The sequence below is a fragment of the Actinoplanes sp. CA-051413 genome, from assembly GCF_050955795.1.
Taxonomy (GTDB): Bacteria; Actinomycetota; Actinomycetes; order Mycobacteriales; family Micromonosporaceae; genus Actinoplanes.
In genome coordinates this window covers 2,517,379-2,532,056 of record NZ_CP192100.1, presented here as the reverse complement: position 1 = coordinate 2,532,056, position 14,678 = coordinate 2,517,379, and the positions used below count along the sequence as shown (strand labels likewise).

General features: G+C 71.3%; 16 protein-coding genes. 6 read left to right on the top strand and 10 right to left on the bottom strand.

Annotated features, from left to right (window positions below; genetic code table 11):
• Window positions 1–14: 14 nt before the first annotated feature.
• Together ACQP2Y_RS12120 and ACQP2Y_RS12115 are read left to right on the top strand one after the other, a co-directional pair.
• Complete coding sequence (locus ACQP2Y_RS12120; RefSeq protein ID WP_433727339.1) at window positions 15–524, top strand: SigE family RNA polymerase sigma factor; 510 nt, start codon at window positions 15–17, stop codon at window positions 522–524.
• Window positions 521–1,093 (top strand): hypothetical protein, encoded by a 573-nt coding sequence (locus ACQP2Y_RS12115; protein WP_433727337.1) that lies wholly within the window; start codon window positions 521–523, stop codon window positions 1,091–1,093. The genes ACQP2Y_RS12120 and ACQP2Y_RS12115 overlap by 4 nt, the downstream gene beginning before the upstream one ends.
• Window positions 1,094–1,150: 57 nt before the next feature.
• Here ACQP2Y_RS12115 and ACQP2Y_RS12110 read toward each other — a convergent pair whose 3' ends face one another.
• From ACQP2Y_RS12110 to ACQP2Y_RS12100, 3 genes are all read right to left on the bottom strand, one after another.
• The gene (locus ACQP2Y_RS12110) at window positions 1,151–1,711 is read right to left on the bottom strand and encodes a hypothetical protein (RefSeq protein ID WP_433727335.1); all 561 of its coding nucleotides are present in this window, start codon (window positions 1,709–1,711) and stop codon (window positions 1,151–1,153) included.
• Window positions 1,708–2,166 (bottom strand): hypothetical protein, encoded by a 459-nt coding sequence (locus tag ACQP2Y_RS12105; protein WP_433727333.1) that lies wholly within the window; start codon window positions 2,164–2,166, stop codon window positions 1,708–1,710. Before ACQP2Y_RS12105 ends, ACQP2Y_RS12110 begins: the two co-directional genes overlap by 4 nt.
• 131 nt (window positions 2,167–2,297) lie before the next feature.
• A complete protein-coding gene (locus ACQP2Y_RS12100) occupies window positions 2,298–3,263 on the bottom strand; it encodes a DUF4034 domain-containing protein (protein ID WP_433727331.1) in 966 nt (321 codons plus the stop codon).
• A 162-nt stretch (window positions 3,264–3,425) separates the two neighbouring features.
• Between ACQP2Y_RS12100 and ACQP2Y_RS12095 the strand changes: the two genes are divergently transcribed.
• Entirely contained in the window at window positions 3,426–6,707 is a 3,282-nt protein-coding gene (locus ACQP2Y_RS12095) for a TIR domain-containing protein (RefSeq protein WP_433727329.1), read from the top strand.
• 20 nt (window positions 6,708–6,727) lie between these two features.
• On the opposite strand, the gene ACQP2Y_RS12090 is transcribed toward ACQP2Y_RS12095, so the two are convergent.
• The 3 genes from ACQP2Y_RS12090 to ACQP2Y_RS12080 are packed head-to-tail and all read right to left on the bottom strand — an operon-like array spanning window position 6,728 to window position 10,052.
• Window positions 6,728–7,258 carry a GNAT family N-acetyltransferase gene (locus ACQP2Y_RS12090; protein ID WP_433727327.1) on the bottom strand — a complete coding sequence of 177 codons (531 nt, stop codon included), beginning with the start codon at window positions 7,256–7,258 and terminating at the stop codon, window positions 6,728–6,730.
• Between the two features lie 14 nt (window positions 7,259–7,272).
• On the bottom strand, window positions 7,273–8,598 hold the full coding sequence (locus tag ACQP2Y_RS12085; protein WP_433727325.1) for a BNR-4 repeat-containing protein: 1,326 nt from the start codon (window positions 8,596–8,598) through the stop codon (window positions 7,273–7,275).
• 11 nt (window positions 8,599–8,609) lie between these two features.
• Window positions 8,610–10,052, bottom strand: a complete 1,443-nt coding sequence (locus tag ACQP2Y_RS12080) for a glycosyl hydrolase family 79 C-terminal domain-containing protein (RefSeq protein ID WP_433727323.1) — start codon at window positions 10,050–10,052, stop codon at window positions 8,610–8,612.
• Window positions 10,053–10,183: 131 nt separating this feature from the next.
• Between ACQP2Y_RS12080 and ACQP2Y_RS12075 the strand changes: the two genes are divergently transcribed.
• On the top strand, window positions 10,184–10,879 hold the full coding sequence (locus ACQP2Y_RS12075) for a phosphatase PAP2 family protein (RefSeq protein WP_433727321.1): 696 nt from the start codon (window positions 10,184–10,186) through the stop codon (window positions 10,877–10,879).
• A gap of 5 nt (window positions 10,880–10,884) precedes the next feature.
• Here the strand turns inward: ACQP2Y_RS12075 and ACQP2Y_RS12070 are convergent, their stop codons facing one another.
• Entirely contained in the window at window positions 10,885–11,526 is a 642-nt protein-coding gene (locus ACQP2Y_RS12070; RefSeq protein WP_433727319.1) for a hypothetical protein, read from the bottom strand.
• A 214-nt stretch (window positions 11,527–11,740) separates the two neighbouring features.
• Here ACQP2Y_RS12070 and ACQP2Y_RS12065 point away from each other — a divergent pair, with 214 nt between their 5' ends.
• Entirely contained in the window at window positions 11,741–11,908 is a 168-nt protein-coding gene (locus tag ACQP2Y_RS12065) for a hypothetical protein (protein WP_433727317.1), read from the top strand.
• 338 nt (window positions 11,909–12,246) lie between these two features.
• Here the strand turns inward: ACQP2Y_RS12065 and ACQP2Y_RS12060 are convergent, their stop codons facing one another.
• The 3 genes from ACQP2Y_RS12060 to ACQP2Y_RS12050 form a co-directional block, all read right to left on the bottom strand.
• Entirely contained in the window at window positions 12,247–12,840 is a 594-nt protein-coding gene (locus ACQP2Y_RS12060; RefSeq protein ID WP_433727315.1) for a hypothetical protein, read from the bottom strand.
• A gap of 69 nt (window positions 12,841–12,909) precedes the next feature.
• Window positions 12,910–13,143 (bottom strand): hypothetical protein, encoded by a 234-nt coding sequence (locus ACQP2Y_RS12055; protein WP_433727313.1) that lies wholly within the window; start codon window positions 13,141–13,143, stop codon window positions 12,910–12,912.
• A gap of 34 nt (window positions 13,144–13,177) precedes the next feature.
• Window positions 13,178–14,137 (bottom strand): redoxin domain-containing protein, encoded by a 960-nt coding sequence (locus ACQP2Y_RS12050; RefSeq protein ID WP_433727311.1) that lies wholly within the window; start codon window positions 14,135–14,137, stop codon window positions 13,178–13,180.
• A gap of 179 nt (window positions 14,138–14,316) precedes the next feature.
• Here ACQP2Y_RS12050 and ACQP2Y_RS12045 point away from each other — a divergent pair, with 179 nt between their 5' ends.
• Window positions 14,317–14,673 (top strand): DUF1330 domain-containing protein, encoded by a 357-nt coding sequence (locus tag ACQP2Y_RS12045; protein ID WP_433727309.1) that lies wholly within the window; start codon window positions 14,317–14,319, stop codon window positions 14,671–14,673.
• Window positions 14,674–14,678 lie beyond the last annotated feature (5 nt).

Below are 14,678 nucleotides of genomic sequence, written 5' to 3'. Positions count from 1 at the left end.
CCGAGGGGAAGCCCGTGAAGCCGTCCGACCCGGAGTTCCAGGAGTTCGCCGAGGCCGCGAACCTGCCGCTGCTCAGGACGGCGCGCCTGCTCACCGGCGACTGGCACCTGGGCCAGGACCTGTTGCAGGTCACGTTGACCAAGGTCTACCTGCGCTGGTCGCAGGCCGACCGGTGGGACTCCCCCACCGGCTACGCCCGGACCGTCATGGTCAACACGTACTGCACCTGGCACCGGCGGCGCTGGCGGCACGAACTGCCCCGGGAACGACTGCCCGACCGCGCCGGCGAACGGGACACCGCGGACACCGTGGCCACCACGGACGCGCTGGCCCGGGCGCTCGCGGATCTTCCCCGGCGGCAGCGGGCGGCGGTGGTCCTGCGGTACTACGACGACCTGTCGGTGGAGCAGGCCGCCCGCGCCCTGCAGTGCCCACCCGGGACAGTCATGAGCCTGACCTTCCGCGCGCTGGCCCGGTTGCGGCAGAGCGCGGACCTGCACGACACGGCGGTGGAGGGGCGATGAACGAGCAGGAAGAGAACGCACTGCGCCGGGGGCTGCACGCGATGGTGGCCGATCCGCCGCGGGTCGCTCCGGCCACCGACGCGATCGCGTCCGCGCACGCCCGGCGCCGACGGGACCGGGCCGGGCTGGCCGGGCTCGCGGTGCTGGTGGTGGCCGCGATCGCCGTACCGAGTGTGCTGATGACGCGGGACGCCGGGACACCACCGGCCCCGACCGCGGCGGGACCGTCCGCGCCGAGCCCTTCGACCGTCGAGGAGAAAACAGTGGACAGTGGACCACCCGCGCCGCCGGGAACCGAGCTGGCGACCGGGCCGGCCGACCCGGCCGTCGGCAGCTCCTACCGGTACGACCTGTTCGTGCACTGCGGGATCCGGTACGCCAAGTTCGGCGGGCGATGGTGGCAGGCCGAGCCCAGGCAGCCCGAACCGCGGACAACGTACGGCGGCGGCCTCTACGTGCCGGGGACCATGGCGCTGGTGGCAGCCGACGAGGCCCGCTTCACCAGTGACACACCGACGGTGGACGCCACCTTCCGTCCGCTGGCCGGCGAACCCGAGCCCTGCGACTGACACGGCACCGGCGGCCGGGCAGTGCGGCCCGACCGCCGGCATGACGTCCGCGAAAGCTCAGTTGGCGTGGTTGTACAGGGTGTGCAGGGCATCGAAGTCGTGGGTGTCGGGATACCGGGAGATGTTGAGATCAACGGCATTTCCCGAACGCAGGCAACTGCTCGACACGGTCCGGTGCTCCAGGCCGAGCACATGGCCGAGCTCATGACAGGTGGTCTTGCGGGCCTGGTGGGCGTTGGTGACCCGGACCCGGCTCAGATAGACGGTCGCGCTCGTGTAGTGCCCGCCGGAGACGGAACGGTAGGTCACCCCGTAGTTGCCGTCGTCGTTGAGGTACTCGTACACGTCGACGCAGTGCAGCCGGGTGTTGGGGCAGTTCGCCCAGTTGTAGTAGGAGTCGACGCCGCGGGCCTCGTTCCACTTGTAGACCGACGAGGAGACCGGCCAGAACGCCGGGGTGTGGTCGACGAAGTAGATCTGGGAGTGGGCCAGACCGTCGTGCGCCCAGTGGTTACCGGTGACGTGCGAGGCGGATGCCGGAGACTGGTTCACCAGCAGGCCGAAGAGCAGGACGAAGGGAACGAGCAGGGCGCCGAATCGGCGGGGCGACATTTTCATGAGTGGCTCCCGGGCCAGCCGCGGTCACAGATCGCCTTCGGATCCGCGATGGGGGCGTTCTTGTCGACCTTGCTGACCGTGGCGACGCCGGCGACCGTCCCGTCCGGCCGGAAGCAGATGAGGCTGGAACCCGGATCCTCCGCCGCCAGGTCCTTTGCCTCATGGAGCAGTTCCGCCTTCGACGGCTGCTTCGCCTTCTTGACCGCGGGTGGGTTGAGCACCGGCGACTTCTCGGGGTTGATGTTGGCCGGCTGCAACGACTTCGGGTTGACCGGCTCGGCGTCGGCCGGCTGGGCGGCCGGGGCCGCCGGGCCGGCGGGCTCGGCCGGCTGCGCCGCTCCGGCCGAACCCATCCACGCGAAGCCGATGATCCCGGCAGCGACCGTCGTGGCCGCCACCGTCCCTACCAGAGTGCGGACGGATCTCAGTCCTCTGCGGACTTTCTCGGATGTCATGGCCGGACCATAACTACGAGTGTCTATCCCGCGATGTCCCGGGCGACAAGGACCGATAACGCGTAGCAAGCGCAGTTTTAGCGGTGCTTATGTCCACACTGGACAAGATCGTTCGCGACATCCTCGCACAGTCACCCGACGCGGTTCGCGTACGCCCTTTCCCGCGCCGCCGCGAACTCCTTGACGACGTTGCCGCAGTAGCTCCACGGCCAGTCGGTCACCTGGTCGCCGATCATGGCGAAGACCCGCGCCGCCGCGTCGAACTCGCCGGCCTTCTCCAGGCCCATCGCGAACGAGTTGGCCCGCGGGAACCAGCCGAGGCCGGGCCGGAACGCCGGGTGGAACAGTGACTTGTGCACCGCGGCCAGCATGTCCGCGCGGACCGGCGCGCTGCGCAGGTACTGGCCGTCCTCGCCGCGCGGCAGGGACAGCCACTTCTCGATGTGCGCGACGACCAGGACCTCCGGCACCAGGCTGCCGTCCGGGGCGGCCACGGTGGCCTGCCGGGCGAAGGCGAACATCTGCTCGTCGCTGCCGAACCACTTGGCGCACAGATACTGCAGGTGCTGCTCGTGCGCGACGACGTGCGCCGGGTGGCGCTTGACCACCTCGGCGAAACGGGCGGCGGCCTCGTCGGGGGCGACCTGCCGGCCGCGGGCCGAGGTCACCAGCCAGGTCCACGCGGTCACGTTGCCGGGGTCGCGGTCGACGACCTCGTCCAGGGCGTTCTCGGCGATCCGCAGCCGGCGGTGGAACTCGCGGAACTGCTCCTCGCGGGTGTACTCGGCCCGCGCGGCGCCGCGGGCCTCCCAGGCCCAGAACACGCCGTGGCAGCCCCTGAGCAGCGTCGGCAGCGTGGAGTGCGGCTCCGCGGCGATCCACCCGCCGATCCAGTCCTGCACGCCGTCGACCTCGGCGGCGGCCTCCATCAGGTAGGCGTGCGTGTCGGGATCCGGCGCTCCGTCCAGGATGGCCCGGATCGTGGCGCTGTCGCGGGCCGCCACGGCCGCCACGAGCGCCCGTACCTGCGGGTCACCGTTGGTCGGGTCGATCATCAGGCCGGCCGTCGCCGGGCCGCGCTTCTTGAAGGGCCACATGTGCAATTTCCTCCCCGTGATGGCCGGAGATCCTAGATCATCCGGCCGTCCGGGTGGCGCCGCGCCGGTGCCGTCAATTGCCGTGGAGCAACTAACCCATCGACGTACGCCTGGTGGTGCGGCACAATCTGGCGCGACCTTGCTACGGGGAAGGGCCTCGACATGCCTTATGACGCTTTCATCTCCTACAGTCATGCGGCCGACGGGGCACTGGCACCCACTTTGCAGCGTGGTCTGCAACGGCTGGCGCGGCCGTGGCACCGCCGACGGGCGCTGGAGGTGTTCCGCGACCAGACCGGCCTCGGCACCAGCCCGGCGCTGTGGTCGTCCATTCAGAAGGCCCTCGCCGGATCGGAGCACTTCGTCCTGCTGGCCTGCCCGGAGGCAGCGGGATCACGCTGGGTCAACCAGGAGATCGAAGCCTGGCTGGCCGAACACCCGGTGGACCGGCTGCTGCCCGTCGTGACGTCCGGGGAATGGGTGTGGGACTCCGCCCGAGGTGACTTCGACTGGGAGCGGTCAACGGCCGTACCGCCCGCTCTGCGCGGTGTGTTCCAGGAGGAGCCGCGTCACCTGGACCTGCGCTGGGCCCGCTCGGAGAGCGAACTCGACCTGCGCCACGGCCGGTTCCGCGACGCCGTCGCCGAACTGGCCGCGTCCATCCATGGCGTGAGCAAAGAAGACCTGGACAGCGAGGACGTCGCCCGGCACCGCGGGATGATCCGGCTGCGCCGCGGGGTGCTCGCGCTCGTGGGCCTGCTCCTCATACTGGCCGGGGTCACCGGCGCGCTCGCGGTGCACAACGCGCGTACGGCGAGTGCGTCGGCGGTCGAGGCGTCGCGGCAGCAGCAGATCGCCGATCAGCATCGCGTCTCCGCCACGGTCTACGCGGCCGAGGCGCAACGTCAGCAGCAGATCGCCGGGGATGAGCAGCGCCGCGCTCAGCAGGCCACCGCGGACGCCCGCCGGGAACAGGGCAAGGCGGGAGAGGCGGCAGCCGAGGCGGACCGGCAGGAGGACAACGCCACCAAGGCCGCAACCGCAGCGCGTCAGCAGCAGACCCGGGCCGACCGCGCCGCGGCCGAGGCCGAACGCCAGCGAACCCTCGCCGCCGAGCAGGAGCGCAAGGCAGCGGCCGCCGCCGCCGACGCGCGCCGGCAACGCGACGCCGCCGATCGGCAGCAGGCCCGGGCCGACCGCGCCGCCACCGAGGCCGAACGCCAGCGAACCCTCGCCGCCGAGCAGCGGCGCAAGGCAGCGGCGGCCGCCGCCGAGGCGCGACGGCAGGAACAGGCGGCCCGGACCCAGCAGCGGATCGGCATCAGCCAGCGTCTGATCAGCCAGGCCGACTCCGTCCGGCAACAGGATCCGCGTACGGCGACCCAACTCGGTCTCGCGGCGGCACAGCTCAACCCGGGCGACCAGGCCGAGGCCGGGCTGGTCAACACGGTGGTCGGAACCCGTTACGCGGGAACCCTCAGCGGCCATACCGGATCGCTGACGGCGTCGGCGTTCAGCTCCGACCGGCGTCTGCTGGTGACCGGGAGCGCCGACAGCACCGTACGGCTGTGGGACCTGCCCGATCGCGGCACCCCGCGGAGCCTGGCCCAGCTCACGGACCACACCGACACCGTGGAGAGCGTCGCGCTCAGCGAGGACGCCACGCTCCTGGCCACGGCCGGTCAGGACGGGACCGTACTGCTGTGGGACCTCGGCGACCGCCGTCACCCCCGCCGCCTGGCCCAGCTCGCCGAGCACACCGACACCGTGACCGCGGTCGCGCTCAGCGCCGACGGGCGCACCCTGGTCAGCGGCAGTGCGGACGGCTCCGCGCTGGTGTACGACCTGACCGATCGCCGTGAGCCCCACCGCCTGGCCCGACTCGCCGAGAGCGACTCGCAACTGGGCGATCTGGCTCTCAGCGCCGATGGGCGCACCCTGGTGACCAGCAAGTGGGACGGCACCGTGGTGTGGGATCTGAGCGACCGCGGCAAACCGCAGCGCCTCGACACGCTGGACGAGCTCACGCGCTCGTCGGTCGACCTGACGCTCAGCGCGGACGGGCGTACGCTCGCCGTCAGCCAGCAGGATCGGCCCGTCTCGGTGTGGGATCTCAGTGACCGCGCCGACGTCCGCCGCGTGGCCCAGCTCACCGACGGCACCGGCTGGGTGACCGCGATCGCGCTCAGCGCCGACGGGCACACCCTCGTGTCCAGTTACGTCAACCGCGCCGTACTGGCGTGGGACCTGACACTTCCCGGCCAGCCCGTGAAGATCGCTCAGCTGACCCTCAACTCCGGGTCGCTGAACGCGATCGCCCTCAGCGCCGACGGACAGACGCTGGCCATGGAGGGCCGCAACTACACCGAGCAGTTGTGGGATCTGACCGACGGCACCGGTCCGCGACGCGTCGCCGAGGTCGCCGGCCACCGCGACGCGATCAGCGGGGTTGCCCTCAGCGCCGACGGACGGACCTTCGTCACGGGCAGCTTCGACGGCACCGCGCAGGTGTGGAACCTGTCCCGGCCCGCCGCCCCCCGCCTGCTGGGCCGGCTGGAGGGCCACCGCGACTCGCTGGACGCGGTCGCGCTCAGCGCCGACGGACGCACCGTCATCACCAGCAGCACCGACACCGTGCGGCTGTGGGACACCGCCGACCTCTCCATCAGCCACCCGGTCGTCACGATGAGCGGGGGGCCGAATTCGGTGGCCGCGTCGGCGCTCAGCCGGGACGGCCGGCTTCTCTCCGTGGGCCTCGCCGACGGAACGGTCGAGCTGTGGAACACGGCCGACCGCCGCGCACCGCGACGACTGGCCCGCTTCGAGGGAGTCCGGATCAGGCTGAACGTGCTGGTCCTCAGCGCGGACGGGAAGACCCTGGCCGTGGGCAACGGCGTGAACGTCCAGCTGTGGGACCTGACCAGGCCCGCCTCGCCCCGGAAGGCGGCGCTGCTCAGCGATTCCTCCGGCGCCCTGGACGACCTGGCGCTGAGCGCCGACGGACGGACGTTCGCCGCCGGCGGCTCGTACGGGGTGGTGCTGCTGTGGGACACGACCGATCGCAGTCGTCCGCGTCAGCTCACCCAGGTCGTCGGTGACTTCGGCTCGGGCGGTGCGGTGGCACTCAGCCCGGACGGACGCACGCTGGTCAACCGCGGTCCGGACGGCGCCGTGCTGCTGTGGGACCTGACCGACCGCAGCCACCCCCGCCGCCTGGCCCAGCTCGACGGCCAGGTCAACTCGATGTCGACGCTCGCGTTCAGTGCCGACGGAAACAGCCTGGCCGCCGGCCTGCGCCGCTCCGCCGGGGTGTGGGACCTGGCGCACCTCAACGATCTCCGCCGGCACGCGACCGAGCGCGCCTGTGCTGTCAACGGCGGCCTGACCCGGGACGAATGGGCGCGCTATGTGACCGACGTGCCGTACGAGAGGACCTGTCAGTAGAGGTGAGAGCGGGCGGGGAGTCAGGCGTCGGTCAGCTCGCCGGCCAGCAGGCCCATCGTGTACTGGTCGTACCACCGGCCGTCGCGGCGGAAGACCTCGCGCAGGCGGCCCTCCTGCACGAAGCCGACCTTGCGGTACGCGCGCCAGGCCGCCTCGTTCTCCGTCACGACCGTCAGGGTGATCTTGTGCAGACGCATCTTGTCGAAGCCGTAGCGGCACACCGTGCGGACCGTGTCCGTCGCGTACCCCTTGCCCCAGTAGTTCTTCTCACCCAGATAGATGTCCAGCTCGGCGATGCCGAGCTCGGGCTCGGTGCCGTGCAGCCGGACCAGGCCGATGAGCTTGTCATCGGCCTGGACCTCGACGCCCAGCAGCAGGTCGCCGTACTCGTTGCGGCCCCGCTCCTCGCCCAGCCACCGCGTCACCTGGGCCAGTGACTGCGGGTGGCTGTCCTGCATCCAGCGCATGACCTCCGGGTCGTGGTTCCACCGCCACAGCGCCTCGGCGTCGGACGGTTCCATGGCTCGCAGTCGCACCAGATCACCCAGCATGGTTGCCAGGATTATCACGGCCGGGGGCGGCCCGCGACGTAAATATCGCCATCGGCCACCGCCACGTCGCGTGCGCTGCTGGCCCCGGTGGCCAGGATCCAGGCCGGGTCACGACGGCCGTCGATCACCTCGATGCGCTGCACCGGCTTGGGCGTGGCGATCGTGGTCTCGTACCGCCAGAAGCTGCCGGCGGTCAGCCGGTAGACGCCGATGCCGGGCGTGCCGTCCGCCGGGGTCGCGTAGATCCGCCAGCTCGCCGGTCCGGCCGGCTCCATGTCCCGGACCCGCACGCCGGTGGCCACCTCCCGGGTGCGCCAGCCGCCCAGCCCGGCCCACGTCCCGGTGTGGGTGTGCACCACGCCGGCCGCGTCGAGCTGCATCCACACCACGAACGGCGCGACCCCGAGCGTCGTGCCGACCAGGTTGATGTAGTCCGGCGAGCGCGGGTTCACCGTCTGCAGCGGCGTCTCCACCACCTTCAGGTGCGCCTCCTGGTCAGCATCGTCGATCGAGGTGCCCAGCGACCGCCCGGCGGCCGAGCGGAAGGTCAGCGAGCCCGGATCGAACGCCGTGTAGTAGATGTTGCGGTGGTAGCGGTCGTGCAGGTGACCCTCGGGACCGCCGCCGGCCAGCGTGTAGACGATGCCGACCCGCTCCCGGTGCAGCAGCGTCGCGGGCTCGTAGCGCAGCTGGCCGAGGTAGATCTCGTTCATGTTGTCCGGCCGGTTCAGCGGCGCGATCGCCCAGCGGTCCCCGGTCAGCGTGGTCGAGCTCTGCCAGGTGCGCCCGTCGTCGGTCGACCGGACGTACTTCATCGGCCGGGTGTCGGTCGGGAAGGCCGGGTCGAAATCCCCGGCGGTCTCGCGGAAGAAGACGAAGATCGTGCCGTCGGCGGTGCGGAACGGCATCGGGTACGTCGCCCCGAGCCCTTCCGCGATGTTCACGTCGGTCCAGGTGCCCTCGATCGAGTGCGGTCGCGGCGAGCGGGCCACCCACAGCTCACGGTTGTGCAGGCCGCGGAAGACGAGCAGGTGACCGTCGGCGGCCTGGATCATGGTCGGGTAGTTGTGCGAGTCGTTGTCGCCGCCGGCCACCCGGACCGGGTCGCTCCAGGTGCCGGTGCGGTGCTCGTAGGACTGCACGTAGTTGTCCTCGTACTGCCCGGCCCAGGAGATGAACGTGCGGCCCACGGCGGCGTCGTGGACGCCACCGGCGACCGGCCGGCGGTCGCTGCGGGCAGCGACCGCCGTGACCGGGGTCATCAGGTCCGGCCGCGGCGGGACCGCTTGCGCGGGCGTCGCCACGGCCAGCACGGAAACAAAAGCGATGACGGTACGCATGACAGCCCCGTTCAGCGGTCGAGGGTGATGACAGCGGCGCTGCCGGCGGCAACGTCGAGGGACAGCGAGCCGCCGCGGACCCGGGTGACGTCGGGACGCCCCGGCCGCAGGTGCCCGGACCGGTCGACGGTGGCGCCCTGCACCGCCGTCGGTTCGGCGCCGAGGCTCTCCCCGGTCATCCGCAGCACCTGGCCGCGCCGGTCGCGCCCGCCCACGGCGAGGGTCACCGTGACGGGTGCCGCCGACGTGTCGTCCTTCTGCACCACCGCGACCCGCAGCTTGCAGTCGTCGCCGCGGACCGCGTACGCGGTGATGTTGCGCCCCGACGAGACCGTGACCGGCAGGAACTGGCCGGGACCCACCTGCCGGGCCATCCACAGCCCGTAGTAGATCGGCATGGCCCGGTAGATCTGGGCCGCCTCGTCGGCCTTGTCCGCCGCGCAGATCGGCGTGTAGCGCTGCCACTTGCCGTTCCAGATGGGCTCGTTGCAGACGCCGAGCCCGCCGTGGATGTTGACCCCGGCCAGCCCGGCCTGGGCCATCTGCATGCTGTAGTCCAGTCCCCACAGCGCCGAGGCGTACTTGTTGCTGACCCCGTCGACGCCACCGCTGTAGGCCGAGTTGGCCTCGTCGATGCGCATCGGAAGCCCGACCGCCTGCGCGGCGGCGAGGTTCTTGGCCACCGACTTGAGCTGGTTGGTGACCGTCTGCGGGGCCAGCAGCGTCGCGATGGTGGCGTCCGGGCCGGAGCTGTACTGGTGCACGGTCAGCATGGCCATCCGCTCGTGCTCGTCACGGGCCAGCGAGGCCGCCCAGTCCGAGGAGGTGCCCGCGGTGTCGGGCCCGGCGATGCGGTTGTGCCCGACGGCGTCGGCGCAGGCCAGCCAGTCGGCGTGATAGTCCGGGTACGCGTACCCGGCCGGGCGCAGCGCCTTGCCCGCCCACTGGTCGGGTTCGTTGCCGCACTCGACGGCGACCAACCGGCGGCCGAGGATGGCGGTCATCGCGGCGGCCTGGTCGGCGCCGAGCCCGGCGTCCCAGCGGCCGACGTTGATGCCGACCTCGGTCCGCCAGCCGGTGGTGCGCAGCAGCGCGTCCAGCCGCCGGATGTCGGCCGGCCGCACGACGTCCTGCACCCACTCGGGCAGCGGATCAGGGGCCTGCTGCCCCTCGGGCACCCAGAGGGTGTCGCGGTCCAGGGTGTTGCCGGCGATCCGCAGGTTGCTCGGGCCCAGCGTGCGCAACAGCTCGGCGGTGTTGCCCTTTGCGGGGTCGAGGTTGCCGATGCCGAGCTCGCGCATCTCGAAGGAGAGCCCGACGAAGTCGGCGGGCAGCCGCCCGGCCGGATGCCGGGTGTCGACCGTGATGGTGACCGGATCGGGGGCGACGGTGGTGGGCGTGGGTGACAGCGCCAGGACGGCGGTGGCCAGCCAGGCAACGGATGAGAACAGCACGGGGTACTCCTCGGGCAATCGTCGTGGCTCGATGCCTATGGGAGGCGGAGCATAACACCGTGTCTACGTACAGGAAACGCGTCCACATATGTGTATGGATTCAGAAGACGCTTCTGGGGTAGAGAGGGAAGATGAAGCTCGGCATGCGGCTCACGACGGCGTCCGCCCTGGCTCTGCTGGGGCTGGTGCCGTTCGCGCTGATCGCCGCGCTCGTCGCCGGCGGTTGGCCACCCCTGCACGACCTCGACCGGGCGGTCACGGACTCCCTGCACACCTGGGCGCTGGGCCATCCGCACTGGACCGAGGCCAACAAGTGGTGGACCAACATCTTCGCCCCGATGCCGCTGCGGGCGGCGGCGCTGATCCTGGTGATCTGGCTGCTCCGGCGCCAGGCGAAAAGGCTCGCGCTGTGGGCGGCCACGGCGATGGCGGTCGGCGGCGTGCTCGGCGCACTGCTCAAGCTGCTGGTCGGCCGGCACCGCCCCGACCTGCTGGATCCGGTCGCCCGGGCCACCGGGTATTCCTTCCCGTCCGGGCACGCACTCAACGCGGCCCTGACCGCCGGGGTGTTCGTGCTGGTGCTGCTGCCGGTCGCCCGCGGCGCGAAACGCTGGGTGCTGTGGGGTGCGGCGATCGCGGTGACGGTGCTGACCGGGCTGAGCCGGATCGTGCTGGGCGTGCACTGGACCAGCGACGTGGTGGCGGGCTGGCTGCTGGGGATCGCGGTGGTGGCGGTGACGGCGGCGGCGTTCCCGCGGCTACGGCCGGAACGGGTTGTCGAGGAAGGACTGGAGCCGGAGCTGGCGGACGCTCAGCCGCCCCGCTGAGCGACTCATTCCGGCACGTTCCACGCCTTCAGCGTGATGTTCAGGATGCCGTGATCATTCTTCTCCGTGATGGAGTCGACGGTCACGAAGACGAGCTTCTGGGTGGTGCCCCGCGCGGCAGCGTCGTTGCGTGAGGTCAGGAAACAGAAGGTCAGCCCTTCCGCCGGGGCGACCGGCGACTGCGCGGGCGTGGTCCTGATGTTCTCGAGGCAGTCGGCGGGAGTGGCGCTCTGGCCGGAGACCTCCGCGAGGGGAAGCCCGGTCTTGATCGCGCCGGGATTGCATTGGTCATAGACCATGTCTCCCGCGTCGCCGCCGATCACGCGGGGCTCGTCGAAGTCGACCGCGGCGCCGTATTGGGGCTGGCAGCGTTCGGTCTGCACGCGCAGGTGCTGGTCCTGATACGCGATCGCGAACTCGGCGGTCGGGCTGATGTCCCCGGGTGAGGTGGTCGCGCCCGGCTCCGGGGTCTCGGTGGGCGGATCGGCCGGATCCGTCGTCGGATCGGGAACCACCGTCGGCTCGGCTGCCGCCGGTGGCAGCGGGCGCTCGTTCGCGCTGGTCGCCAGGGTGGTGGCCTTGTCGCTGCGGCCCAGTGCGATGGCCGCGATGACGACTCCGGCCAGGCCGACGACCAGCGCGAGCACTGCGACGACCAGGGTGGCCACCAGCAGACCGCTGCGACTCCGCGACGCCGCTGCGGTCGGCGGCGCGCCCGCAGCGCCTGACATGGCTTGCGCAGGCGCAGCCGGCGGACCAGCCGGCGTCGGGTGCGCATGCGGCGGCTGCCCAGCCGGCATCGGCTGAGTGCGCTGTCCGGCCGGCATCTGCGGAGTGGGCGGTCCGAATGACATCGGCTGGGTGGGCGGCCCAGACGGCCCGGACAGCCCGGACGGCCCAGCCGGGCCGGGCGTGGCTGGGCTGGGCGCGGCCGGGGCGGGCATCGCCTGGGTCGGCATGGCCTGGGTGGGCACGGCTTGGGTCGGCATGGTTTCGGTGGGCGTGCCGGATGGCGGCGGCTGGCCGTAGGAGGCGCCCGACTGCGGCGGCTGACCGTAGGGGGCGCCGGACTGCGGCGGCTGACCGTAGGGGGCGCCGGACTGCGGCGGCTGGCCGTAGGGCGCGCCGGACTGCGGCGGCTGGCCATAGGTCGCGCCGGGCGGCGGCTGGGTGCTCTGCGGCCCGGCGTTCCCCTGGAAAGGCGGCCCGCTGTGCGGTGCGGGACCGGCCGGCGAGCCCGGTCGCGCGGGAATTGGAGCCTGCGGATTCGCCGCCAAAGCCGCTCCCCGATTGAATGGCATTTCTGAAGGCCCGAACGTTACGGGCAACCGGCGTCAAGCACCAATCCCCGAACGGGTGACACCCGGTCAGGAATGATCGAGTTCGGGATTGCCGAGTTTGATCTCGCCGTCCGGGAACTGACAGGTCAACTGGACCCGCATCTTCTGCTTCCCGTCCAGCGGGATACGCATCGGCGCGCTTTTGCCTTTGGTGACGACCTGATTCGCGGCGATCGCGTCATCGGTGAAGACCTTGAGCTGCAGCGGCGTGTCACCGTCCCGCGCCCGGGACACCCGCAGCTCCGCCTTGAGCGCCGTGTACCGGCCGAGCAGGTCGTACTCGATCACCCGCTGGCGGTCGCTGGTCTGCCCGGTGGCACAGTGGATCACCAGGTCATCGTCGGCCGGGCGGACGTTGCCGGCGCCGACGGTGGGGGTGAGCCGTACCAGCGGCACCCCGGCCGCCGCGGTGGTGGGACCGGCCGTCTCAGGCGTGGTTGACTTGGCGACCGGCGGCGGCTCGGCCTTGTTGTCGTCGGCGGCCGGGGAATGCGGCTGGACCCAGGCGAAATACGCGATCACCAACGCCACCAGCGCGATCGCCACTCCCAATCCGCCGAACACCACCTGCATCCAGGTCGAGGCCGATTCGGCCAATGACTTGCTCTCCGAATTCGGCACCCGGCAAGTGTGGACCACCGCGGAAAGAAATGGCCACACGCAATCGGACAGGCTGTCCGCCGCGCTGCCCTACTGCTGCGCGGCGCCGTAAATACCGGCGATGACCATGAGTGCGGCACTCACGGCCAGCACCACGGTACCGACCACGAAAACGGCACGGCGCCACCCTTGGCGCGGTTGCCGCCAACCTTCGGCGATCTTGGTCGCTTGTTCGATCTCGCCCAGCGGCGTCAGCGCACTGTGCACGGTCTGCGGAAGTCCTCGGTACAGCTGCGCTGCCGGTACGCGATCGCTGCGATTCATGTCCCCGAGTATGCGTGCAGGACCCAAGCGCCCGTCATCCGAAGGTGAACACGTGGGCCAGGGCGCCCGGATCAAGGAAGGTGATCTCGAAGGTGCCGTCTCTGACCGGGCCCGGCCGGCGCACGAGCTGGTACAGCCGCGGCTCGGTGAGCGCCCCGCGGCCCTCGGCGTCCACGTCGAGTCCCGCCGCGGCGCCCGGGGCCTGCCCGTCGACCTGGACGCGGAACCGCACCGGCTCGCTGTGTGGCTGCGAGCTCAGCACCAGGTGCACGTCGCGGGAGTGGAAACGGAACACGATCGAGCCGCCGGACGCGTTCAGCCGGGCCTCGCGCGGGCCGACGGTCCAGTCCCCCGTCAGCGCCCAGTCGTTCACGGCCCACCGGGCCGGCGCCGCGTAGCTGTGCGGGACGTCGGCGACGGCACCGCCGGGTGAGGCGAAGTTCTCGGCGCGTTCGTAGCCCAAGTACGTCTCCGGAGAGGCCAGGTTGTCCCAGTCGGCCGGCAGCTCCAGCCCGGCGGCGTCCACCGCGCCCGGGCCGCGGGGCGGGATCTGCCGTCCCGACTCGGTCAGCAGGTCCTGGATCACCATCTCCGACCGCTGGTAGTCGTTCTCGCCGAAGTGGGTGTGGCGCAGTTCGCCCCGCGCGTCGATGAAGTACAGCGCCGGCCAGTAGCGGTTGTCGAAGGCCTGCCAGATGCGGAAGTCGTTGTCGACGGCGACCGGGTGGCCGACCCGCATCCCGGCCACGGCCCGCCGGACGTTGCCGAGGTCGTGCTCGAAGCCGAACTCCGGCGAGTGCACGCCGAGCAGGACGAGTCCATGGTCGCGGTAGCGGTCCGCCCACGCCCGCACGTGCGGCAGCGTACGGATCCAGTTGATGCACGTGTACGTCCAGAAGTTGACCACCACGACGTTGCCGTGCAGGTCCGTGGCCGTCAGTGGTGGCGTGTTGAGCCACGCAGTGGCGCTGTCGAGCGCCGTGAGCCCTTTCATCGCCGCACCCCGCACCATGGCAGCTCCTCTCACGACGGGACTGCCTCCACCATCGCGCCCGGCCGGGCCGGCTGGAACCGGTCAACACCCTGGCGCACGCACGGGTACGGCGGCACCGGACCCGCACCAGGGTCTTCCACGGGCGCGAACACCCCGGCCGGCGCGGGAGGGTCAGGACCATGACGACGTACCTGATCAATCATCTGCGGATCCCGAACGGGATCCCGAAGGCCGAGTCCCTGCGGTATCTGGAGAGCGTGGAGGCGACCTTCAAACCGTACGGCGGGCGCTGGCTGGCGATCGACGCCCCGGTGGAGGTACGCGAGGGCGCCTGGCCGGGCTCGGTGGTGCTGATGGAGTTCCCCGACCGGCGCACGGCCGTCGAGTGGTACGAGTCGCCGGAATACCAGAGCATCCTGCACCTGCGGACCGACAACACGATCAGCGATCTGATCTTCGTCGACCCGGTCGGACCGGACTTCACGTCGGCGCAGTGGGCGCGGGAGATCCGGGCCACCCTCGCCGCCGGTTCCTGAGGCGG